Raw genomic sequence first — 22422 nt, 5'->3', positions numbered from 1 at the left:
GACAGCAGCACGATGCAAACAACCGCGCAATCCAAACATCATCGAATAGGAGTGTTATATATGAAAAACAGCAAAAAGACATTAGCCGCATTAACAATCACAGCAACCGTAGGTTTATCAGCAATTCTTCCGTTCAATGCACTAGCAGCTAGTCCTTTCACGGATTCTGCCAACACAGCTCAAGTTCAAACAGCGATTGAACAATTAGCACAGCAGCAAGTTGTATCCGGTTATGAGAACAACACCTTCAAACCAAATCAGATTGCGACTCGCGCAGAGATTGCCAAAATAGTCGCATTAGCGCTACATGTGAAAATGGACCCAGCCGCATCCAACCATTTTAGCGATGTAACAAAGGGTGATTGGTTCTATTCCTATGCGAGTGCCCTTGAATCTTTGGGTGTGATGAAAGAGGTTGCAGGACAATTCCGGGGAGGTCAATCCATCTCTTCCGATCAACTTGCAGACGTGATTGCGAACGTGTTAAAAGTTGATAAAGCAGCAGTTGAAAAGCTGCCAAGCTTTGCATCTATCACAGGCAGTCAAGTGACGCGAGGTCAAGCCGCTCTTCTTATCTTTGAAGCGCAGCAATTAGCGCCTATTCAAGTGACTAAGCTCCAAGCTTTGAATGCCATAACATTGCAAGTTACTTTCTCAGCGCCGATTCCGGCGGCAGAATTGGAACTGGATCAGGCGTCCAAAAACTTTGTTTTTGACAACGGCCTAGCGATCAATAATGTTCCACGGTTAAAAACAGGTTCCAAATCCACCTACATCGTTCCAGTTCCTACCCAAAAAGCCGGGACAACTTACACGCTGACTTATAAAGGTAAGCCTGCTGGAACTTTCACAGCCAGCACGGAAAAAATTGCACTGAAATCCACAGCGCAAATAGCGAGTGACTTGTTTGAAGTTGAATCCCATTTGGCTGATGGTGTTGCGGATTACGGTTATGTGATTGCTGCTTACAGCAAAGGCCGCCCGGGCTCATTCATCGTTGATGAGAATAACACATACAATGGCAAAACGTATCAAATTCTTTCGTCGATGCGCAGCCGTCAAGTGCAAATTACCCCTGAGGGTGGCGCAACTATGACAGCGAACTACTTGCCATTCACACAAGCAACCGATGGCCGACAAGCACCTAAGTTTATTCTACCTAACGGCGAAACGTTCCATGCTGGTGTCAAATATACCGTTTCGGCTGACTGGGCTACTCTCGCGAATCCAACTTTTACAGCCAAAGAAATCGCACCATTGACGATCCAATCTGCTGCCGCGGTTGATGCGAAAACCATTGCTGTGACTCTTTCGCAAGATCCTAAGGATGAAATTTTCGTCTCCCGCCGTGTTACACTTACCGCAACTGACGGTACCGTGTTAACTGCTGAATACACGCTGACTTCACGTAAAGGCGCTGTAGGTACTTTCGCTCTTCTTAACAACGCTCAACTCGTTCCAGGCACTTCTTATACCGTTGCTCCAGTAGGTAAATGGTCTAATTCAACAGGCGTCACTTTGACTTTAACAAAATAATCTTCACATTAAGATAGAAATCCGAGGGTACCTTGAATGAGGTGCTCTCGTTCTATTATTTATCCCTATCCCACAATCCGAGGTGATTCCCATGTTACGTAAAAACCTTTCATTTCTGACAATACTGACTCCACTCACGCTGCTTCTTCTATTAATAGGCTGCGGGTCGCGTACCGACGCGGCAGTTGGTTCCAACATCACAGCAACTTCAGCACCTGTTCCTACACCGTCAGTACCTTCAACAACACCTGTCGTTAGTCCAAAACCAACAAATACCACTCCGCCCGATGCATCCGAAACCACTTTGATGGTTACACATTCGAAGAGTGACTATCTATCTTTCTTAAACCCGGCTTCCGGCAGCTTCGAGAAACTCATCGTCGGTCAATCTCCTTTCGCTATTGCGGAAGGGCCTAATCATCGCGCCTATGTGTCAACAGCGGAAGGTATCGCTGTGGTGGATACTCAGTTACGTAGACGCGTAGCCCTTGTACCTTACCAAGCAGATGTAGGTAAGCCTCAATTTGGCGAATATCGTCCCGGCGGCATGGGTATCGCTGTGTCGCCTGACGGCCGATACGTCTACGTAGGTGTTTACTTACCCGGCAGAAGCAAAAGCCAATTAGAAATCATGGACACCGAAAACCTCTCCATGACAGGCAGTATCTCCGTAGGAATCCGACCGTTCGATGTCGTTACCAGCCTCGATGGCCGTGAAGTTTACAGCATTGACCACGATTCTTACTCCGTGACGGCTATCGATCTTGCCAATAACAAAGCTCGCACCCTTGAGGTAGCTCCGTATGGTCGTGGCGGCTTCGAGAAGCCCCATTATGCGGCGGTTCGTTCCGATGGCCGTCTACTTTTGCCTTACCAAGGCCGCGGCCTCGTCGTTCTTGACCCTGTCAGCGGCAAGTATGAGACGAAGCCGCTAACCGGCAACACGCATCAAGAGGGCGTTGCCCTCACACCTGACGGCAAGCAGCTGCTCATCGTCGGCATCGGCTCTGCCGGCAGCGCAACCGGTAAGCCTAACTTAACAGTGCTCGACATAGCAACACTTGCCGAGAAAATCATTCCTCTGGCACGTATGCACCAAATGGTCGCCACCAGCGCAGACGGTCGTTACGCCTATCTCACAGGCGGCGTTACTTATGCCGATACCGGTTGGAACGGCATGACCGTAGTTGACTTGGAGTCTGGAGCAGTCCGCGACTTCGAGATTCCAGATTACCCTCTGGATGTACAGCTGCTTAGCCGGTAAGGCTGTTTTTCATCGTTAAAAAGTTCCATGCCAGCTAGAAATAAACTTTAATGATGAAAATCATCGTCTCAGCGGCTTTACCATCAAAATGATGGCCTTCAGACATTATTTTATGATGTTTTACATCACTAAAGTGTCCTCTTAACGCAAAATACCTACTTTAGCGATACAAAACATCGTTTCAGCCACTGACGTGTAACTTTTCCGACAGCGAGAAGTCCATTTCAGCTCTCTCAGCATATATTTGTCGGTTAACAAGCATCCTTCTGGCTCCAAGAAGTCCTTTTCGGACTTCTCGGCAACACTTTGCTACATTTCCGGCGATGAGAAGTCCATTTCGGCTCTCTCAGCTTATTTTGCATGTGATGCAAAACCAAAAACCCCTTACCCGATATACAGGCAAGGGGCCTTTTCTATGGGATCTTGCTTTCACTCATTCATTCATGCTTCGCCATATAACCCACCCCAGGGTAGGTTACAATAATCTCCACAGTCTCCGGCCCCTCTGCTAGGCTCTTGATCTTTTGGCGAATTCTGGCTATCGTGACCCGCAAATACTCTACTTCATCGCGGTACTCACTTCCCCAGATTTCACTCAGCAGCTGTTCATGGGTCATTACTTTGCCCGCATGCTGCAAGAGCAAGGCAAACAAGTTATACTCGGTCTCCGTAAACTTAACTTCAGTATCTCCCAGCCATATTCTACGCTGAGCAAGATTAGCCGTCACGGGTCCGAGCGTGATTTCACTCGTTGTGACTGGCGTTGCAATACGGCCATCCATACGGCGAAGAACGGCATTCACTCGAGCGAATAGCTCATCTAATGAGAACGGCTTCGTCAAATAATCGTCTGCCCCTAGGTTAAGTCCTTGCACTTTATCCGCCCCATTGCTCCGCGCAGTCAGCATGATGACTGGCACGCTGGAGTAGGAGCGCAGCCTTTTGAGAACGTCGAATCCGTCCATGCCCGGCATCATCAGATCAAGTAAAATCAAATCCGGATCAAATCCCTCAACCTTCTCAAGCGCCTCAGCGCCGCTTTGGCAGGCCAATGTTTCGAAATCCAACGATTTGAGGTTCGCTGCAACGAATCGTACGATTTTGGGCTCATCATCGACGATCATAATCTTCTTCTTGTTCACTTTCAGCTCTCCTTCCCTTGGAACCTCGGTATGGAGAGGATAAATATACTTCCCTCACCAGGCTTGCTCAATACGCGGATCTCTCCGCCGTGCTCTTGCATGATCCCCTTGCAGATCGCAAGACCGAGTCCGGTCCCGCCCGTTTGACGGCTTGATGACACATCAACTCGGTAGAAGCGGTCAAATATTTTATCCACATGCTCTGCAGATATCCCAATGCCATTATCTTGAACTTCCAGATGAACATAACGCTCATCCGCTTCAGCGGTAATTCGAATTATCGGATGCTGCTCGTTATAGCGAACTGCGTTCGTGAACAAGTTCACGAGGACTTGCTCCATGCGCAACTTGTCCGCGTAGACCAAAGGCATATCATCGGCCAGATGCACCTCGAATTGGGTATGCTCATAGTTCGCTTGCTGCGGGAGCCTTCTTTTGGCGCTTTCCACGACTGCTTCCAATCGGAGTGGCTGCGGATTGATCCGCATGGCACCCGATTCGATCTTCGAGATATCCAACCACTCATCAATCAGATCCTGAATGCGCCCGATGTCTTCATGAATTCCCTCCAGCAGCTCCTGTTTAAAGCTTTCTTCCCACTGGGCATCCACGCGAAGAAGCGTCTCAACACCGCCGCGAATACTCGTGATTGGTGTTTTAAATTCATGGGATGCAAGGGAAATCAGATCATTCTTAAGCGCATCGATTTCATGCTCCTTGGTCATATCACGCCACACATAGCCGCGGCCAAAAACTCGCCCTTCTCTAGCCACTTGAAACGCGGAAACCATCATAAAGCGCTCTTTGCCCTGCTCGGATTTCACCGTAAAAGCACCCTGCACCCTCGGCTCAGCAGTAAGCATCTGGAGTTCGTCTTGACGTTCGGGCAGCAAAAGAGCAATCCTTTCAAACAGCGCAGACTCATTCATTGCCCCCAACTCCGACATCGGAATTGCGAAGATTTCGGCCATCCGATGATTGGCATACACAACATTATGCTTCACGTCGATCAGGACAACCGCATCGGACATGCTTTCCAGAACGGCATTTAAGGTCGCATGCTCGTCCTGCAGCCGCTGGGTTCGTTCCTCGACACGATTCTCAAGCTCGCTGTTGAGCTGCAGCAGCGCTCCTTGATTTTCCTTAATTTGCTCAGCCATCCGGAAGAAATGATCAGCCAGCAATTGCAGTTCCAGAGGTGAACCCTGAGGAACGACTTTGCTGTCCGGCTTGGCGAAGGTGCCTCCTGCAAGACGCTGCGTGTAGCCAACTAAGGCATGAATGGTTCCATTCAGCCGTTTCGCCAGAAAACTGCCCAGTAGTACGGTCAAAATGAGTGTGAACACCAACAGCAATATCGTGATACGGAGAGATTCGATAAAAGCAGCATTGACTGCGGCTTTGGACTTACTTACCCACACGATCCAATCGATTTCGGGGATGGCTTTGTAGGTAATCAGTTCTTTATGAGTAGAGGTGCTTAATTGGTAAGTTCCTTCCCCCTGTCTCTGGACTCGGGCATCTTCGGCAACAGGCTCCTTAGATAAATCCGTCATGGATTCTGTAAGTGCTGCGTTAGGATGATAGATGGGTTTACCCGCATGATCCAGAACAACTGGATACGCTTCTTTGCCATAATCATATTTGGTAACAAGCTCCTTAATGGGAGCCAATTCGAGCACGGCGAGCACAAAGCCATCAGCTTGCCTATTTCCCTTATAAATCGGTACAGCAATCGCGACTGCCGACTGATTCAAACTTTCTGGTCCTCGGAATAACGAGGATATGATTGTCTTTTGTGCGGTTTGCACACGTTTGGTGTAATCTCGCTCCTTGACATCGACGCCAATGAGTGAAGCATTCGCTGCAGTGTGAGTCGCTTTGATGATCCCATTTTGATCTACAACGTAGATACCGGTAAAGCCCGCCAAATTTTCTTGCAGCGATTGCAGCTTTAACGTTAAGCTTTCGCGCGTACGGAAGGTGGCGTCAGATGCCGTAATTGTGGCAGCTAAAGTTTCAACCGCATTTCGATGATAGTACATGTAATCTTGGACGGCATCCCCCAGTCGGTAGGTGGTCTGCCGTTGATTCTGATTGGATTCCTGCGTAATATTGGTAATTTGAGAAACTTGAAAACTGCCTAGAATTAGAATCGGAATCATCGCCATAATAGCGAAAGTTAGGGTCAAATGCGATCGCATAGAATAATGTTTCAAAACAGGGTTCCTCCGCTCTAGCAACACTATTCTTAGATGTGTTCGTTAGCTCTATTTTACCATTTGCAAAAATGTAATGAAAATGAAATCTGAAATTCATCTGATTTTAATGAAGTAAGCCTATAATAAAGTTCGACCCCCCTTTAAAATATATAACTTAGACCCGCGGCCCGTTGCTGTGGGTCACTTTTTTGTTATAATGGATAGAAATGTATAGAAACTAAACAAAAAAGGGCGGCTTCTTATGGAAAATGACCAAGAGTTGATTACGACCAAATTTCGCGAAATTAAAAATGTCATCTCCTCCTATTTGATGCAGGTGCTGCCTCACTTTCAGATTACACCGATTATGATGTATGTCTTGGAGTTTCTGCGCAAACACCCTGAATGCATCGCTGTGGATATCTCCAATGAATTCGGGCTAACCAGAGGAGCTATCACACAGCTGTTAGATAAATTGGAACTGCAGGGTTTGGTCATCCGCAAGCCGCATCCTACTAGTCGCAGAAGTCAGCTCGTTCAAATGACGGATAAAGGAAATGAACTGATAATTAACATCTTAGCTGCGTACAATAAAAAAATCGAACAGCTATTTACCCCCTATTCCAAGGAAGAATTGGCTGCACTCAAACAGCTTTTAGAAAAATTGCCTTTATAATCCCAACATTCCTGTTGGGATTTTTCATTTTCAGTCTTGACTAATTCGTTTAATCGATATATTGTTTAGTTCGTAAACAGTTTAATAAATAAGCACACGAGGAGTGTTTTGAATGAATAAAATTATAGCGATCACCGGAGCCTCATCCGGTATAGGATTAGCGACTGCGCTGCAATTTTCTGAGATTGGTTGGACGGTTTACGCAGGAACACGCAACGTAGAACGTGATCAAGAGAAATACAGCCAGCAGGCTAATCTTCATTTTATCGAAATGGAAGTCACCAGCCCTGAATCTATGGAAAATGCGTTTGGCGTTATTGAAAAGAACCACGGTCACCTTGACGTTTTGTTCTGTAATGCGGGCTTTGGATTTTTGAGAGCCTTGGGGCAAGCGACTATGGAGGAGATTCATAACGTTTTTGATACGAATGTCTACGGAGTTATGCATACGATTCGTGCAGGGCTTCCGCTGCTTCGCAAGTCAGATGCTGGACATCTGATTGCAACAACAAGTGTTGGCGGCTTGGTCGGGCAACCCTTTAATGAGATTTATTGCGCGGCTAAATTCGCCGTTGAGGGTTTGTTAGAAAGTTTAGCAACCTACTACAAGCCCACATTTAATATTGATGTTACGCTGCTTGAGCCCGGCGCGATTGCAACCAATTTTAACAGCACCGTCCTCGGTCACGTTCAAAAAACCGGCGGCATTCTAGAAGATGAATATAAGCCGATTATCACGCAGTATTTGGACACCTTCGCCAAGCGGAATTCGGTGCCTCAAACGTCAGAATCAGTTGCAGAGGTGATGGTTAAATTAGTCACGGAGCTGGATCCGAAGCCATTACGCATTCGAACATCGGAAGCTGCGGAAGCTTTCGTCCAATATAAAGTGAGTCAAGATCCCACGGGTCTGGACGGCATGCTCAACACACGTAAACTGCATTTGAATAGGTAAAAATCAAATCAAATACCACTTCGGAACGTAAAAACGTTCTGCAGTGGTATTTTTCAGTAGATAAGAAAGTATAAGTTTTATACTTTTGCTTCGCATCTACCTTGTCAAACGCGCTCGTCCCAGAAGGACGACGGAGTCGTTTATCCTTGAATCCAAAAAAAGATTGCATAAACTAATATCATTAGTTAATATATTATTATAATTAGTTTACCCATGAAGGGGAGTGTTGTTATCATGATGATCATGATGAAAGCCGCCAATTTAGGCTTACGTTTTTTGTTAGAACTTTGCATCCTTGCTTCCCTTAGTTATTGGGGATTTCACGTTGGCAAAGGAGGGCTGCTCAAAGGCGTTCTGGGCATTGGCACTCCGCTGCTTGCAGCCATCCTATGGGGTATGTTCGTTTCACCGAAAGCTTCAATAACCGTCTCTCAGCCTCTTCAATTTATCATCGAACTCGTTATTTTCGCAGTTGCCATTATAGCCCTTTATGTAACCGGCAAACATTCTCTTGCTATTTGTTTCGCTCTTTTTTACATTCTTCATCGCATTCTGAAGTTCCTCTGGGAACAATAAAGGCGGTCACATTTGGGCGACGAGCAACCCATCTTTTACAATAACGGTATACGCGGTTAGACTTTTCGATGGCACGTTCAGACAAACGCCTGTATGAGAATCGAATTCCCAACCATGCAAGGGACATACCAGCTCCCCACTTTCCTCTTCTACCAAACCCCCAGCATGCGGACACTTGCGCGACACTAAACGGTAGCTACCCATTTCGTCGTTTTTCAAAATCCAGTACTTTTGGCTTTCAACCTCAACTTCTGCGGGTAAATCTGTGAATCGGTCTTCCGGACCCAGTTCAATTTCTTTCATCCTAATCCTCCTAGCAAAATGTTGATATTCCGTCTTAACAGTTTATCGCAATCCACAAGCTTCTACACATAATTTCCCACAATGTTACGATAGGATGTCCATAATCTTTCGGTACAGTAAGGGTGTAAGGGAAATGCCTAACATCCCCTACAAGTTACATATACCGAGAGGAGTTTTCTAAAATGAAAACACAATGGAAAAAACGCGCAGCTCAAACTAGCTTGCTAGCCGTAATCGCAACTATCGCATTCGGAGCCGTAACTGCATCCGCAGCAGACACGAACAAAGATACGAAATTGATCCAAGGCATTCAAATCTCACAACCTGAAGGCAGCAAACCAGTCATGATGTTCCGTGCGACTAGTGCTAGCTCAGGTCTACTGATGCAGCCATCGCATGAGCGAAACTACTGGAAGCTGCTTGCCAGTACCTATGCACCAGAAACTTTATCCGACTGGAAAAAGGCGCTGGAAGATCGCAAACAGGTAGAAAATGAATTTCCAAAGCCTACTTTTGCCAAAAAAGTGATCATTACGAAAGATGCTGCGACTGGTAAAACGGATGAAAAAGCCCTGACTGAAGACGGTACACTTCAAATGGAAGGACTCTCAGATTCCGTTTCTGCCGTCCCTGCCCTTCCTGCTGTTACCATCAATTCAAATGGTGAAATAACGCCGCCTACAAAAGATATCATGATCAAACAACTGGTTACCCAAGCACTCCCATTTGAGGGGGCAGTAGCTGGTGATATAATGAAAGCGGAGCTACCCGAATCTTTCAAACGCCAGCAGAAATTAACGGAAGCGGTTGAAGCTGATGATACCGCGGCGATTAAAAACCTTTTGCCTGAATTGTTGAAGGATTATGTGAAGCAAACTGAAGAGCTTCGCGAGTTGACGAAGAAATTGAAAACAGACATTCAAACACCAACTGAGAAATAAGATTGTTTAGCTAATTGAATCTAGTGGAACCGATCGCAATTTTCGAGCTGATCGGCTCCACTTTTTCCCTATGTAGTCAGGAAAGTAGGAGATTATTCACATGTATCACATTTATCTGGTAGAAGATGAAGAGGATTTAAGAGGCGTCCTAGCCGCATATTTAGAGAAAGAGGGGTGGCAAGTGCGCTCGTTCCCCGACGGAACCTCAGCCCGAGCAGCAATCTCGGAGCGGCCGGACTTGTGGGTCCTCGATATTATGCTGCCCGGCGTGGATGGTTATCAACTGATGAGGGAAATCAAGGCGGATCAACCGATGCAGCCTGTTATCTTTATCTCCGCACGAGATGCAGATATTGATCGAATTATTGGACTGGAGCTAGGCAGTGATGACTATCTGGCCAAGCCCTTTTTACCGCGGGAACTTGTGATACGCACACGTAAATTGCTTGAACGCGTCTATGGGGAACGACTTGGCGGATCCCTCACAGCCGCCCAAGAACGCCGTGTGAAACTGACAGTTGGACCCTATCTGATCGATGAGCAAGGCCGCATCGTGACCGACGCCGATGGAACGAACCCGGATCTTACGTCGAAGGAATTCGAGCTGCTGCTTTACCTGGTGAATCACCAAGGACAGGTGCTCGAACGTCAGCAGGTGCTTACCGCTGTCTGGGGCATCGATTACTTCGGTACGGATCGTGTCGTCGACGATTTGGTGCGAAGATTACGCCGTAAGCTGCCGGAATTGCGACTTGAAACCGTGTATGGTTACGGATATAGGATGGTGAAAGCATGAGAATGCGTCTGGGAAATTGGCCTCTTGCGGTCAAGCTATGGGGAGCGTTCGCCTCCTTAACACTTTTGATTTTCACACTGCTCGCTATCCTGCTTCCTTGGACATTGAAGGGATTTTTCACTGAGCAGCTGTATGATATTTTACTCGATACACAGAGCGGTCTTCGTGTGGAAAGCACCAAAGCGGCGACATTTGCAATCCCCGCGGAACCAATCATTCAACTTCCGGTTCCTAGTTTTGTACAGGGCGTACCTATGGATAAGCGCATTTTGGTCGTACCTAAAATGGACCTCAATGAAGCAAACAGCATCCTCCCTAATTCAACTATGGCTATACGGGCAACTGCTCCTCTTCAAACTACATTGAGCGGACCAGCGATTCAGCATTTCATGATAAGCGGTACTGCTGCCAGCAATCAAACATTTGCTTCGAGCGCTACCATTAGCGAGCCCTTCATGCAGGCTATGGAGGATGATGCCTTCGCACAACAGCTGCCCGTAGAGAAATATACGCGGAATATTGAGAACAAAAGTATCTTCTATGTGATTCGCAAAGAAGGTGATCTAACGAAGCCCAACTTCATCGTCTCATATGCTTGGGGAAATTATCGCAACGATCTTGTGATGACGATGTTTGGCCGGCTCATGCTGCTGATGGTAGGTCTTATCGTCATTAGCTGGCTCCCCTGTCTGGGAATAGCTCGCTACTTCACACGTCCACTCGTTCAGATGGAGCGCCATGTCGGGCGGATGGCCGAACGTGACTGGCACGAGCCCATCACAACAAGCCGCAAGGATGAGATTGGCCGGCTAGCCAAAGCGATTGAATCCATGCGGCAGCGGTTAGTGCGCCAGGATCGGGCGCAGCAGTTCTTCCTGCAGCATACGTCTCACGAGCTGAAGACGCCTGTGATGGTGATTCGCAGCTATGCGCAATCTATTCAAGATGGAGTCTATCCGAAGGGAACCCTCAATGATAGCGTTGGCGTTATTATGAAAGAGGGCGAGCGGCTGGAGAAACGGATTCGCGACCTGCTGCTGCTGAATAAGCTTAACTATTTGACGGCCCGAGAGAAGCCCTTTCAGCCTTTTGAGATCAAATCTGTCCTTGAGGATGTGGTTGAGCGGCTGCGTTATCGTCGGCCTGAAATCAAGTGGGAGATGGATCTCGCTCCTCGTACCACACTAATCGGTGATCAGGAACAGTGGAAAATCGCCTTGGAAAATATGCTCGACAACCAGCTCCGCTATGCCAAAAGCTGCATTCGCATCACGGTCAAATCACAGTCACTCGACAACGCGAGTGCGAGTAAAGAGCAACCTTCATTATCCGAGTTTTGTATAAGTAATGATGGCCCGCTTCTTGATCAAACCATCACGGATAGCCTTTTCGAACCTTTCCGCTCTGGCGGAGATGGCCAATTCGGACTTGGCCTCGCCATCGTGAAACAAATTATGGACCATCACGGCATGACGGTTCGCGCGGCGAACCAGAGAGATGGCGTATCCTTTTATATCGAGCCAGGAAAGCATGCGGACAAAACTAGCGTCCCAAAAGTTTCATAAAGACAAAAAAGCACAAGCAACAGGGAACCGATTCCTGATCGCTTGTGCTTTCTTCTATTGTCCCACGGAAGCTTAATGAAATGGAACGATTCATGATTTGACGCAGACTGCGCGAATGATTGGCTCATGATATCCTCCTAGTTTATAATTGAAGTGAATGGCTCTACACTTTAACATTTCGGCTCTGAGTGCTATTATATTTGTATAAGAACTTTTTGATAAGTACGCACTTTGAAGTAGTATAGATACATTTAAGGTATATAGGTACTATAAAGTACCCTTATTTTTCAAAGGAGGTTTACTACTATGGCCTATAATATTCCAGTTGAAGCCACACTTGATGTGATCGGTGGTAAATGGAAGGTCGTCATCCTGTGTCATTTGGACAAAGGGGACAAACGAACAAGTGAGTTAAAAAGGTTAATGCCCGAAATTACCCAGAAGATGCTTACCCAACAATTACGCGAGTTGGAACAAGACGGAATGGTGAAAAGAACAAGTTATGATCAAGTGCCACCGAAAGTGGTCTACTCCTTGACCGATTATGGTTGGTCATTCAAACCCATTCTGGATGCCATGTGCAACTGGGGGGAGCAGCATATGAAAGAAAAAGATATGGCTCCCATTCTAACTCATTAGTCTGATCACTGAGCTAAGCTGATACAAGTAACTAATCCCAGGGGGTGTTTGCTTTGAAGATCATGATTTCAGCTTCGGAAGCTATGGAAAAAGGGGTCTGGGCAGAGATACTTCGTCTCTTCGGGAGAGATAAAGATGAGGAAATATGGCCTCAAGAGGAGTTTATATTAACTGAGGAGCAGGCTCTTAAGTTGAATCTTATAAAGAAATAAGCGATGCAAAAGAAGACCACCCAGGGGATAATAGAACAACGGGATGGTCTTCTTGTTTTTAGATGTGGGGGCAGCCACTTTACGGATATTTGCAACCTTCTACCTAAGGTAGACTCCTTAAAACGAACCTAGATCCGCTATTTATGTAAAATAAGCACTAGTTCATACAAGTGAGGGGAACGTAGAGCCTCTATTTATATGAAACAGCTCCAAATTCAAGCACATGAGGAACGTAAAGCCGTTATTTCGTTGTTTTTAGCTTCGAATACCACAAATTTTATCAAATAAAGCTCCCTCGTTCCGCTAATTCAATTTTTAGCGCATTTCATCCACTTTAGCGGCTTGTCGTTCCGTTAAGAACAACTCTGCCAAAAACTCACCCTGATGGCAGATGTCCTCATGGATAAGCAACCACCGCAAAACAAAAAAATGCCCCCGATAACCGGGAGCATTCCTATCGCATTACTATTAAGCTTTGACTTTTGCTTTGATCTCTTCAAGCGGCTTGTGGTTACCATATTTCGGATACTCACGTGTGGATGGAGCCGCCCAGTGAACCGCATTGCTGATTACGCGGCGGATTTGCTCATTGTAGTACGTACGGTATGTCTCGTGTCCAGGACGGAAGTAGAAAATTTTCCCGTTGCCGCGGTTGAACGTGCAACCGCTGCGGAAAACTTCGCCGCCTTCGAACCAAGAAACCATGATCAGCTCGTCCGGTTGAGGGATATCAAAGTGCTCACCGTACATTTCCTCTGCTTCAAGATCGATGTACTCACCGATTCCTTCAACGATAGGATGACCCGGAGCAACAACCCAAAGACGTTCCTTCTCATCAGCTTCACGCCATTTGAGGTCACAAGAAGTGCCCATTAGCTTTTTGAACACTTTGGAGAAGTGTCCGGAGTGCAGCACGATAAGCCCCATGCCTTGCCATACACGCTTTTGAACGCGGTCTACGATCTCGTCCTGCACTTCGTCATGTGCCTTATGTCCCCACCAGATGAGGACATCTGTGTTATTCAAAACTTCTTCGGTCAAGCCGTGTTCAGCATCATCTAATGTCGCATACGTGACATCAACGGCTCCGCTCAAACCTTCACCAATCGCCGTATGGATACCGTCTGGATACGCTGCGCGTACGACTTCGTTTTCTTTTTCATGACGGAACTCGTTCCAAACCGTTACTCTAAGCTTCTGACTCATCTTCTTATTCCCTCCAGGGTAGCGTATTCATTCATACTTTTGAGTATAGTCACTCCCTCGCCGAAAATAAAGGCAAGATCCTGCCTAATTCTTATTCAATAGTGTCCTTCCTCTTCAAACAATGATATACTCATTACTGATAAACCTTACGTTCCGCCACTTTTTACGTATTCAAAAATGTCTTTCACAGTAGTGAGGTATACATATCCATGGACCCTATACATAGCTCTAGCACCTTCACCGAGATTGTTAATGAAGAAGTCATTTACCAGAACCCCTTGCTCTTCTTGAAAATATGGGAAATGAGTTCTGATACCCCGCAGTTCGGGCCTCCAACTCCTTGGCGTTGGCATTCACATATGCAAGTTGAATTTCTTGTGGTCATAGAAGGTCAACTCGGCATCCAAACGAAGCACGAATTTACGGTGATGGCCCCTGGAGATGTCATGGTCTTGGGCTCTTCCCAGCCGCATCGTACGTATAAGCATTCTGCGGATGCCTTGCGACAGATCGTTTTTCAGATTGATCTAAAGCAGCATTTTGACCTTAGCACCATGCCCTACCTGCATTGTTTCTCGGAGCTAACTCATCCACTTGAGCAATTTAATGAGCTGTTTCAAGGCAATGCAGCCGTCAAACAAGCTGCTTACAACCTCATCATGCAGATTTACGAAGAATCGCAATCCCGCAAGATTGGGTACGAGTTGGCGATCAGTTCAGCGATCAAAAATCTCTTACTCTTGATGCTGCGCAATGACAACCGAGATTTCTCGGCTCTTGCCGAGGACTCTGGCATTTCTCGCGTGCGTCCGGCACTAGACTATATCGACGAGCATCTGAGCGAACGGATTTCGGTCGAAGACATGTGCAGTGTGCTCAATTTGAGCTATCATTACTTTATTAAGTATTTCAAAAAGGTCATGGGGATATCCTTCGTCGATTACGTTAATTACAAGCGGATCAAAAAAGCCGAGCGTCTCCTTCTCACAGGCGACCTCAGCATTATGGAAGTAAGCTTTGAAGTAGGCATACTGAATATGGCGCAGTTCTACAAGCTGTTTAAGCGTCATAACCAATGCTCGCCCAAGGAATTCAAACAACGCATGCGCAGTCAATCAGGGTTGACGCCTCTGCTTGCGCAAGCGGACTAGCATAATAGCCTCCACGGAAATCCCGTAGGAGGCTTTGTTATATCCATCAAGGCAGGAAGCCTTGTTGGCTGACAAACACACGCTCCTGCGGGAAATGCCGCAGGAGCTGTTCGCGCACGCGCTCGTACGCATCCCGACTGTACCAGTCTGGCAGCTCCAGCGCGTCATAGATTGCGCGCACGCCGATGCGTTCCGTGCGCTTGCCCCCACTGCCATCGCCCATGAAGTAATCGTCGATGCACACCCGATCCACGATGCCCGCAAGCAGCTCGGCGAAATGCTCCGAGCTCGGCAGCGCTGGCGCTATCGTGGCCTGCACCGGAATGCCGCGAGCTGCGAGCTCGCGGAGGGCATTTAGCCGCGCCGGAATCGGCGGCGCGGACGGCGTGAACGCTCGGCGTATATCCTCGCGGTCGGTCTCGACCGTCATGCTGACTCTTACGCGTTCGCCGAGCAGCTTTAATAGATCCGCATCCCGTGTCACGAGCGGGCTGCGGGTCTGAACGAACAAGAAGTCCGGCGGATTCGCGGACATCACCTCAAGGAGCGAACGGGTGACTCGCTCCTTATGTTCGATCGGCTGGTAGGGATCCGTGGCCGATGACATGAAGATCGTAACCGGCCCTTTGCTCTTCGCTTTAGCCAGCTCCTTCTCTAGAAGAGCGGCCGCATTTTCTTTTACATCGACCCAATCGCCCCATGCGTCGCTGCGGAATAATGCGACAGGCATCTGCCTCACATAGCAGTAGGAACAGGCGAAGGAGCAGCCGGTGTAGGGGTTTAGCGTGTGCGTATACCCCTTAAGAAAGCCGCTCGCTTTCGTGAGCAGCTGCTTCGCCGTCTTCCGGTTTACGTCAACCTTCATAGACTCGCCTCCACTTTCCCTTTCGAGATCATCTCCTCGATAACCTAGTTAAATATCATCTAATTTCATCTATTACAAAAATTTTGGTGTCATGGCCTACCCGTAGTGAGGAGGCATCATGAATGTATCGGCGTTGGTGAGAATCCAATGTAATCTCAATTTTGAGTTTAGCTTTTGTACTTTCATTGGAATAATCCAATGGAATTTTTTATTTTCTATGAAAATTGTCGCTTCTTGGAGTTTTAATTGGATAAACTCCAATAGAATCGGTTATCCATAGGCTTAAATTTAAAAGCACTGTAAAAACTCCAATGGATTAGAGTTAAGTGCACCCATATCCAATCATAATCCTGCTCGCTCCAACAACAGCAGCTTCTCCTTGTTCCGAAGTCCACCGCGGTAACCAGTTAGCGACCCATCCTTCCCCACAACACGATGACACGGCACCACGATGAGCACGGGATTAGCCCCAATGGCAGTGCCCACGGCCCTAACTGCACTTATTTTATCCAGTTCTTGTGCTACCTGTGAATAACTAAACGTTTCTCCATGTGGAATCTCATGAAGCACACGCCACACCGACTGCTGAAAAGCAGTACCACGCAGATCCAACGGCAATGTAAATGTCGTACGTAATCCTTTCAAATACTCCTCTAATTGAAGAATATAGGGCTGCAGCTTCTCAGCATCCTCTACCCAGTTAGGCTCAGGCAGCTGCGAACGAGCCCATTTCGCTAATTCCAACCACGCCCCCTCATCTACACCACCCGCAGGATCTGCCTCATGAAATTGTAAATAGCAAAGCCCCTCATCCGTTGCCGCCATCAAAAAGTCATTCTCCAACAAACGAACGACTCCCCAGTAGATCGACTTGATCGATTCGTTTTGCATTTCAGACTTCGCTCGTTTGGTTTGCATCTCTGACTTCTCTTGCATGGTTTGCTCCCCGGTTTTCACCCGCATAGTTTGCATCTTCGATCCCTCCTCGGTTATGTTTAGATTGATTTTATTTGACGGAATTCCGTTGGCGAAAAACCGGTCTTTTTCTGAAACATCGTGGCAAAATGTGCCGCATTCGGGATCCCCACTTGAACACCAATCGCATTCACAGGAGCATTCGTCTCTAGAAGCAGCCGTTTGGCCGCTTCGATGCGTACTTGTTGAAGATACGTTAGAGGTGTGATTCCCTGCAGGCGTTTGAAAGTCCTTTGCAGATGATAGACACTCGCATAAAAGTGATCTGCCAGGATCGTCAGCGTCAGCGGCTCGGCATAATGTTCATCGATGTGAGCTGTCATGAGCGACACCCATTCTTCATCAGGCAGCCTCACGCCGTCTGGCCTGCACCTTTTGCAGGGACGATAATTTTCCGAGAAAGCTGCTTGTCGGTTCCCAAAAATCCGGACATTCTCCCTTTTAGGCACCCTTGATTTGCAAGATGGCCTGCAGAAGATCCCAGTTGTCGTCACCGCATAATAAAACGTACCATCATAAGCCGCATCATTCGCAACAATCGCTTTCCAAAACCGTTCTTGCATGACTACCGCTCCTCTCAGCTCCATTTCCCTACTAGCTCAGTATACCCAAACCATGCTGCTCTTGTAAGGGATGGCGGATGAGAAAGCAAGATTACGAAAGCCGCCTTCAGCGATAATAGAGGAAGAAACTTTATCAGATACGAGGAGAACTTAACATGCCACATCTTCAACCCTTCAACCCTTCTATCCTAAAATGGTGCGAGCAGACGAGCTCCCTTACACTGCCGCTTCCTGATCCTTTTCGATATGAGCAAAATCTCGGTTATCTATCCCGATCAACCAATGAATGCTTATTCCATGTGGATAACTTGGCTATTTACAAGCTGCTTCCGATTGGGGATAACCATGTCCTAATCGCTGTCAACAGTGAGGATAATTTTCGGCTGCGTATTCAACTATTCCATATTACCTACGGTACCCTCACCTCCTCCACTCGTGAAGACGTGGCTCGCTATGTGTGGGAGTGGTTTGACCTTGGCACCGACCTTACGCCTTTCTACGAATTGGCCAAGGGTGATCATCTGCTGAAGCAAGTCACTCAGGACTTTTATGGGCTGCGTCTGATGGGGATTCCAGATCTATTCGAGGCGATGAGCTGGGGCATTATCGGACAGCAAATCAACCTGACTTTTGCCTATACACTCAAAAGACGTCTTGTTGAAGCTTTCGGCACGCAGCTAGACTGGGAAGGACAGACGTACTGGGCATTTCCTACACCAGAGCGAATCGCTGAGCTTACGCCTGATGCTTTGACCGCCTTACAGTTCACGGGCAAAAAAGCAGAATACTTAATCGGCGTTGCCAAGTTGATGACTGAGGGGTTGCTTGTTAAAGAGGAGCTGCTGAGGCGGAACGATTTTGCCGAAATGGAGAAAGAGCTGTTAAGTATTCGCGGCATCGGCCCGTGGACGGCCAATTATGTGCTGATGCGCTGCTTACGGAACCCCGCTGCTTTCCCTCTTGCCGATGTTGGTTTGCACAATGCTCTTAAGCATGTGCTTGGCTTAGAGCAGAAACCGACTATTCCTCATATTCGACAGCTTGCTGAAGGATGGAATGGGTGGGAAGCTTATGCGACATTTTATTTATGGCGTGTATTATACTAGCCGAAAATGATGCGATTACGTGAGACTACCCTACAGATAACTAGACTAAGGTCCTGACCAAAACTTGACTTTCTGACGGTTCATAGCTTTACTTGAAACAGGTATAATTTATGTAAGATGGTTCATTTCTGCTGCGAAAATTAGAGATATTCATGCAAATTTCCACAAAAAATATACGGTTTTTTGTTACAAGGAGCGAGTAAGTCATGAAGTTTATGGGACTAATTGAACAATTATTTGCACAATTTGGCTATTGGGTATTGTTGATCGGTTTGCCATTGGACGCTATTGCGCTTCCGATTCCTCCGGGAAATACGACGATGACGTATACGGGTTTTTTAGCTTATAAAGGGGTGCTTAATTGGTTTTTAGCCATGATTGCGGCCTGGGTCGGAAGTTTGATAGGAATGACGATTACCTATTGGATCGGATATAAACTGGGCACGCCTCTGATTGAACGTTATGGAAAACTTCTGTTTTTGAAGCCCGCGCATCTGCAAAAATCTAGAGAATATTACGCGAAGTACGGAAACAAATTGCTGCTTTTCAGTTATTTCATACCGGGAATTAGACAATTTATCTTTTATTTTGTAGGCATCATCCGCGTTCCATACCGAATTTTTGCTTTATTCGCCTTCACGGGATCCGCTTTATGGGTGGTTGTATTTTTCGGAATCGGTTACCTTTTCGGTGATCAGTGGCTTATCATTTTTATGTGGGTTGAAAAGTTTTTGATTTACACTTTGATTGGGTTGTGTATTGCGGTGGCTGTCTTTCTCCTCTTCAAATGGCGTAGTCGTTTGAAAACGGGGCTGCACAAACCTCAATGAAGTAGTTACCTAAATCCTTTGTATACGAAAAAGGTTGCCCCTTCGGTCTTAATAAGATCGAATAAGGCAACCTTTATTTGATTTTTTATTATGCCTTTTTACGGGTGAGTAAAATAAAACTTAGGATCGCTCCTATTTCCATCACGGCTATGATGATACCTAACGGAACCGCGGTTTGGCTGCCGCCAATACCGACCAACGGAGCAACTAGGCCTCCTATGATAAAAGAAAGCAAACCTAACAATGCTGCCGCGCTGCCTGCTGTTTTCCCTTGATTTTGAAGAGCTAGGGAGGAAGTTGCTACTGAGACAGGTCCTACACTAGAAACGATGAAGAAAAAAGCCGCCAAAATCGCATATAACCCTGCCCCGATAAGAGTAGAAATGAACAGTAACAAACCGCCGAAAGCGGCAATAGCAAGCCCACCAGCTAGCAATCGATGGTTGCTAACTTTCCCTGCTAGCTTTCCAGTGATTTGACCTGCTATGATAACACCCATACCATTAATCGCGAAGCAAAGACTGAAAATTTGCGGGGAAACACCGAAAATATCCTGCAGTACGAACGGGGAACCCGAAATGTAGGCGAACATGCCGGCAAAAACGAGTCCCTGCGTTAACGCATAGCCCATGAACATACGGTCTGTGAGCAGTCCTCCGAACGTTCGGAGCGTGTTGGTGAGTCCACCTTTGGAACGACGCTCTGGCGGATGTGTCTCCTTCAAGCCTAACACCGTAGCAAAGAGCATAACCACACCGATCAGACTCAAAACAAGGAATACGCCACGCCATGAGGTGAATTGCAAAATTTGTCCACCTACGATGGGAGCAAGTATAGGCGCGGCCCCATTGACCAACATTAGAAGGGCAAAAAATTTCGTCAGCTCTACACCTTCATACATATCACGAACAATCGCACGGGAGATGACGATACCAGCTGCGCCAGCCATGCCTTGAACGAAACGCAGACCCAGAAAAACCCATATCGTTGGCGAGAACATGCATAGGACCGAGGAAATCGCATAAACAACGAGTCCAATCACCAGTGGCATTCGCCTTCCGCGCACATCACTCACCGAACCGGCGATGAGCTGACCGATCGATAGGCCGAGCATGCAGGCGGTTAAACTCATTTGTGCCAGCGAGGTAGTCGTATGAAGATCATTCGCGAGCACAGGCAGCGCGGGTAAGTACATATCGAGTGAGAGCGGGCCGAAAGAGGCCAGCGAGCCGAGAACGAGCACAATCCATAAACGGTTTGAACGACTTACAGATAGTCTTGTTTGGGAAGCAATAGGACTAGACATCACGTATCACAAACTTTCATTCGTAGTAAATTTACGCTACCATCGAGATGTGATTTTGTCTAGTAGGTAACTTTTACAAAGGTGTGCAAGGGAGATATAAAATATTTACCTAAAAGATGATATACCAGCACGTCGTAACTCTATGCAGAGTCGGTGTAGCCAACTATTCGCCTTTCGACTATAATGATTGCTAAAGCGACGAAGAACGTCCCTATTCATCTTTGATGAATCAGGGGCGTTTTTTATTTATACGAAGAGGAGCTGAACCTATGAGTAGTTTACATTTTCATGAGAAGCACCAGGCCTTTATAGACTCCCATATCTCCCGCAGATCCGGAGAACGGAAAGGAAGACTTGAACGCGGGCATCAGCATGCGGAGTCTCTTTTTTTGGAACAAGTCTGGTTTCCGCTAATCGGGCATTTTGAGCATTTGCACCCTAAATACGAAGTTATAGATTGGAGAGGACGCTCGTACTTCGGGGATTTCGCCTATTTACCTGGTGAGGTGAAGTTCATTTGGGAAATCAAAGGATTCGGCCCCCATGTACAGGACATGGATCGTAAAAGATATTGCGAGGAGTTAAACCGAGAAATATTCCTACAAGCCCTTGGCTTTCGAGTTGTCTCGTTCGCTTACGACGATGTTGCTCATCGCCCTGAGCTATGTATCACCCTACTCCGCATGCTCTTGAGTCGCTATCAGTCTGCCCCCTCCCCTACGAACCGAGCCATCCTAGCAGAAAAAGAAGTCATCCGACTGCTCCACCAGCTAGCTAGACCCATACGCCCTGTAGATGTTAAAGAACATTTCGCAATAAACCATCGAACAGCCGTGCGGCTTCTACAATCCTTACGCACCAAAGGATGGCTAACTCCAATAAGCCGAACTGCAGGAGGCAGAGTCGTCCAATACGAGCTTGCGCGTGGGGTCTTGGATTTTATAGACTAGATGGCAATTTAATGGAAGGCAAACCTCTCAAACAAACTCTCTTTTGCGGAAGTGCTACTCGTTATTAATCTAATTTAAAGTCGTGCGCGGTGAAACTACGAGGTACCCCGCTCAATATTAGCTCGTGTGCAGACTTATTAAATTACTTGGAGCAGCTCGCTCTGTACCTGTAGTCGAGAGATGGATGTGTGGCTGTGGCTGTGGCTGTGGGTGCGGGTGAAGATGAAAAATGGAGATGGCAATGGCGTTAAGGCTGAGCATGGGGATGGGATGAGTTGGAAATCCAGACTTGGGCGACAATGATAACAACCTTTGATGCAAAAAGTGCAGCTAATTTCATCCCTATCGACATATTCATGAGAAAACATGCAAAAAGTGCAGTTAATTCAACGAATAAAAGCCACTTCCGGTTAAAATGCTGATATTTGATGTACTAAATGCATCTTTTCTACTCAAATCGGCAAATAACTCATAATTTGCTGCACTTTCTGCATCTGTTGCTGTACACTCGACTGGTCTCTGACAACTAGAGGCATTATGTGGCTGAATTACGGGGTTGGGGTTGGTTACTGGTGCTCCCGTCCCCCCAACCCAGACGAAAAAGAGCCTCCAACAACTCCAGCCGGAGTCGTTAAAGGCCCTTTTTCCAAAACGTCATCTCTTA

The 22422-nt window shown here is 47.0% G+C and carries 22 protein-coding genes; 14 read left to right on the top strand and 8 right to left on the bottom strand.

The genetic code is table 11. The annotated features are described in order from the left end of the window. Positions 1-60: 60 nt before the first annotated feature. Both GC102_RS25555 and GC102_RS25550 read left to right on the top strand, forming a co-directional pair. Positions 61-1536 (top strand): S-layer homology domain-containing protein, encoded by a 1476-nt coding sequence (locus GC102_RS25555; protein WP_171692013.1) that lies wholly within the window; start codon positions 61-63, stop codon positions 1534-1536. Positions 1537-1627: 91 nt separating this feature from the next. Then, positions 1628-2800: a YncE family protein gene (locus GC102_RS25550; protein WP_171692012.1), complete on the top strand. Its 1173-nt coding sequence runs from the start codon at positions 1628-1630 to the stop codon at positions 2798-2800. Between the two features lie 437 nt (positions 2801-3237). Here the strand turns inward: GC102_RS25550 and GC102_RS25545 are convergent, their stop codons facing one another. Together GC102_RS25545 and GC102_RS25540 are read right to left on the bottom strand one after the other, a co-directional pair. Next, entirely contained in the window at positions 3238-3942 is a 705-nt protein-coding gene (locus tag GC102_RS25545) for a response regulator transcription factor (protein WP_312883377.1), read from the bottom strand. Between the two features lie 2 nt (positions 3943-3944). Continuing rightward, positions 3945-6161: an ATP-binding protein gene (locus GC102_RS25540; RefSeq protein WP_171692011.1), complete on the bottom strand. Its 2217-nt coding sequence runs from the start codon at positions 6159-6161 to the stop codon at positions 3945-3947. Positions 6162-6405: 244 nt separating this feature from the next. Here GC102_RS25540 and GC102_RS25535 point away from each other — a divergent pair, with 244 nt between their 5' ends. The 3 genes from GC102_RS25535 to GC102_RS25525 all read left to right on the top strand — a co-directional run bounded on the left by GC102_RS25535 (position 6406) and on the right by GC102_RS25525 (position 8350). After that, on the top strand, positions 6406-6819 hold the full coding sequence (locus GC102_RS25535) for a MarR family winged helix-turn-helix transcriptional regulator (protein WP_171692010.1): 414 nt from the start codon (positions 6406-6408) through the stop codon (positions 6817-6819). A 112-nt stretch (positions 6820-6931) separates the two neighbouring features. Continuing rightward, the gene (locus GC102_RS25530; protein ID WP_171692009.1) at positions 6932-7774 is read left to right on the top strand and encodes an SDR family oxidoreductase; all 843 of its coding nucleotides are present in this window, start codon (positions 6932-6934) and stop codon (positions 7772-7774) included. A gap of 234 nt (positions 7775-8008) precedes the next feature. Continuing rightward, on the top strand, positions 8009-8350 hold the full coding sequence (locus GC102_RS25525; protein ID WP_246321122.1) for a YrdB family protein: 342 nt from the start codon (positions 8009-8011) through the stop codon (positions 8348-8350). 6 nt (positions 8351-8356) lie between these two features. Here GC102_RS25525 and GC102_RS25520 read toward each other — a convergent pair whose 3' ends face one another. After that, a complete protein-coding gene (locus GC102_RS25520) occupies positions 8357-8653 on the bottom strand; it encodes a Rieske (2Fe-2S) protein (protein WP_171692008.1) in 297 nt (98 codons plus the stop codon). A 182-nt stretch (positions 8654-8835) separates the two neighbouring features. Between GC102_RS25520 and GC102_RS25515 the strand changes: the two genes are divergently transcribed. The 5 genes from GC102_RS25515 to GC102_RS25495 all read left to right on the top strand — a co-directional run bounded on the left by GC102_RS25515 (position 8836) and on the right by GC102_RS25495 (position 12806). After that, positions 8836-9594, top strand: a complete 759-nt coding sequence (locus tag GC102_RS25515) for a hypothetical protein (RefSeq protein ID WP_171692007.1) — start codon at positions 8836-8838, stop codon at positions 9592-9594. A 100-nt stretch (positions 9595-9694) separates the two neighbouring features. Next, on the top strand, positions 9695-10390 hold the full coding sequence (locus GC102_RS25510; protein ID WP_171692006.1) for a response regulator transcription factor: 696 nt from the start codon (positions 9695-9697) through the stop codon (positions 10388-10390). Next, positions 10387-11955, top strand: a complete 1569-nt coding sequence (locus tag GC102_RS25505; RefSeq protein WP_246321121.1) for a sensor histidine kinase — start codon at positions 10387-10389, stop codon at positions 11953-11955. The genes GC102_RS25510 and GC102_RS25505 overlap by 4 nt, the downstream gene beginning before the upstream one ends. A 306-nt stretch (positions 11956-12261) precedes the next feature. Then, positions 12262-12594: a winged helix-turn-helix transcriptional regulator gene (locus GC102_RS25500; RefSeq protein WP_171692005.1), complete on the top strand. Its 333-nt coding sequence runs from the start codon at positions 12262-12264 to the stop codon at positions 12592-12594. Positions 12595-12647: 53 nt separating this feature from the next. Beyond that, positions 12648-12806, top strand: coding sequence for a hypothetical protein (locus GC102_RS25495; RefSeq protein WP_171645050.1), 159 nt, complete (start codon positions 12648-12650; stop codon positions 12804-12806). Between the two features lie 468 nt (positions 12807-13274). Here GC102_RS25495 and GC102_RS25490 read toward each other — a convergent pair whose 3' ends face one another. After that, positions 13275-14012: a ThuA domain-containing protein gene (locus tag GC102_RS25490; protein WP_171692004.1), complete on the bottom strand. Its 738-nt coding sequence runs from the start codon at positions 14010-14012 to the stop codon at positions 13275-13277. Positions 14013-14221: 209 nt separating this feature from the next. On the opposite strand from GC102_RS25490, the gene GC102_RS25485 reads away from it, so the two are divergent. Next, on the top strand, positions 14222-15163 hold the full coding sequence (locus GC102_RS25485) for a helix-turn-helix domain-containing protein (protein WP_171692003.1): 942 nt from the start codon (positions 14222-14224) through the stop codon (positions 15161-15163). Positions 15164-15209: 46 nt separating this feature from the next. Here GC102_RS25485 and GC102_RS25480 read toward each other — a convergent pair whose 3' ends face one another. The 3 genes from GC102_RS25480 to GC102_RS25470 all read right to left on the bottom strand — a co-directional run bounded on the left by GC102_RS25480 (position 15210) and on the right by GC102_RS25470 (position 17566). After that, on the bottom strand, positions 15210-16028 hold the full coding sequence (locus GC102_RS25480) for an SPL family radical SAM protein (protein ID WP_171692002.1): 819 nt from the start codon (positions 16026-16028) through the stop codon (positions 15210-15212). Positions 16029-16370: 342 nt separating this feature from the next. Further along, entirely contained in the window at positions 16371-17000 is a 630-nt protein-coding gene (locus GC102_RS25475) for a methylated-DNA--[protein]-cysteine S-methyltransferase (protein ID WP_312883376.1), read from the bottom strand. A 23-nt stretch (positions 17001-17023) separates the two neighbouring features. Next, positions 17024-17566: a bifunctional transcriptional activator/DNA repair enzyme AdaA gene (locus tag GC102_RS25470; protein ID WP_281367707.1), complete on the bottom strand. Its 543-nt coding sequence runs from the start codon at positions 17564-17566 to the stop codon at positions 17024-17026. A gap of 155 nt (positions 17567-17721) precedes the next feature. Between GC102_RS25470 and GC102_RS25465 the strand changes: the two genes are divergently transcribed. Beyond that, entirely contained in the window at positions 17722-18672 is a 951-nt protein-coding gene (locus tag GC102_RS25465) for a DNA-3-methyladenine glycosylase family protein (protein WP_171692000.1), read from the top strand. Positions 18673-18878: 206 nt separating this feature from the next. After that, entirely contained in the window at positions 18879-19502 is a 624-nt protein-coding gene (locus GC102_RS25460; RefSeq protein WP_171691999.1) for a DedA family protein, read from the top strand. Positions 19503-19590: 88 nt separating this feature from the next. On the opposite strand, the gene GC102_RS25455 is transcribed toward GC102_RS25460, so the two are convergent. Further along, entirely contained in the window at positions 19591-20808 is a 1218-nt protein-coding gene (locus GC102_RS25455) for a multidrug effflux MFS transporter (RefSeq protein WP_171691998.1), read from the bottom strand. Between the two features lie 269 nt (positions 20809-21077). Here GC102_RS25455 and GC102_RS25450 point away from each other — a divergent pair, with 269 nt between their 5' ends. Then, entirely contained in the window at positions 21078-21758 is a 681-nt protein-coding gene (locus GC102_RS25450; RefSeq protein ID WP_171691997.1) for a hypothetical protein, read from the top strand. Positions 21759-22422: the final 664 nt, after the last annotated feature.

Origin of the sequence: Paenibacillus germinis (assembly GCF_013141785.1) — a bacterium.
GTDB classification, from domain to species: domain Bacteria; phylum Bacillota; class Bacilli; order Paenibacillales; family NBRC-103111; genus Paenibacillus_E; species Paenibacillus_E phytorum.
Note: the sequence above shows the minus strand (reverse complement) of the source record. Positions and strands in the feature narration are given on the sequence as shown.

Excerpts from the sequence above, each read along its gene's own strand:
- GC102_RS25555 (WP_171692013.1), top strand. The coding sequence starts at position 61 with ATGAAAAACAGCAAAAAGACATTAGCCGCATTAACAATCACAGCAACC.
- GC102_RS25550 (WP_171692012.1), top strand. The coding sequence starts at position 1,628 with ATGTTACGTAAAAACCTTTCATTTCTGACAATACTGACTCCACTCACG.
- GC102_RS25535 (WP_171692010.1), top strand. The coding sequence starts at position 6,406 with ATGGAAAATGACCAAGAGTTGATTACGACCAAATTTCGCGAAATTAAA.
- GC102_RS25530 (WP_171692009.1), top strand. The coding sequence starts at position 6,932 with ATGAATAAAATTATAGCGATCACCGGAGCCTCATCCGGTATAGGATTA.
- GC102_RS25525 (WP_246321122.1), top strand. The coding sequence starts at position 8,009 with ATGATGATCATGATGAAAGCCGCCAATTTAGGCTTACGTTTTTTGTTA.
- GC102_RS25520 (WP_171692008.1), bottom strand. The coding sequence starts at position 8,653 with ATGAAAGAAATTGAACTGGGTCCGGAAGACCGATTCACAGATTTACCC.
- GC102_RS25515 (WP_171692007.1), top strand. The coding sequence starts at position 8,836 with ATGAAAACACAATGGAAAAAACGCGCAGCTCAAACTAGCTTGCTAGCC.
- GC102_RS25510 (WP_171692006.1), top strand. The coding sequence starts at position 9,695 with ATGTATCACATTTATCTGGTAGAAGATGAAGAGGATTTAAGAGGCGTC.
- GC102_RS25505 (WP_246321121.1), top strand. The coding sequence starts at position 10,387 with ATGAGAATGCGTCTGGGAAATTGGCCTCTTGCGGTCAAGCTATGGGGA.
- GC102_RS25500 (WP_171692005.1), top strand. The coding sequence starts at position 12,262 with ATGGCCTATAATATTCCAGTTGAAGCCACACTTGATGTGATCGGTGGT.
- GC102_RS25490 (WP_171692004.1), bottom strand. The coding sequence starts at position 14,012 with ATGAGTCAGAAGCTTAGAGTAACGGTTTGGAACGAGTTCCGTCATGAA.
- GC102_RS25485 (WP_171692003.1), top strand. The coding sequence starts at position 14,222 with ATGGACCCTATACATAGCTCTAGCACCTTCACCGAGATTGTTAATGAA.
- GC102_RS25480 (WP_171692002.1), bottom strand. The coding sequence starts at position 16,028 with ATGAAGGTTGACGTAAACCGGAAGACGGCGAAGCAGCTGCTCACGAAA.
- GC102_RS25475 (WP_312883376.1), bottom strand. The coding sequence starts at position 17,000 with ATGCAAACTATGCGGGTGAAAACCGGGGAGCAAACCATGCAAGAGAAG.
- GC102_RS25470 (WP_281367707.1), bottom strand. The coding sequence starts at position 17,566 with ATGCAAGAACGGTTTTGGAAAGCGATTGTTGCGAATGATGCGGCTTAT.
- GC102_RS25465 (WP_171692000.1), top strand. The coding sequence starts at position 17,722 with ATGCCACATCTTCAACCCTTCAACCCTTCTATCCTAAAATGGTGCGAG.
- GC102_RS25460 (WP_171691999.1), top strand. The coding sequence starts at position 18,879 with ATGAAGTTTATGGGACTAATTGAACAATTATTTGCACAATTTGGCTAT.
- GC102_RS25455 (WP_171691998.1), bottom strand. The coding sequence starts at position 20,808 with ATGTCTAGTCCTATTGCTTCCCAAACAAGACTATCTGTAAGTCGTTCA.
- GC102_RS25450 (WP_171691997.1), top strand. The coding sequence starts at position 21,078 with ATGAGTAGTTTACATTTTCATGAGAAGCACCAGGCCTTTATAGACTCC.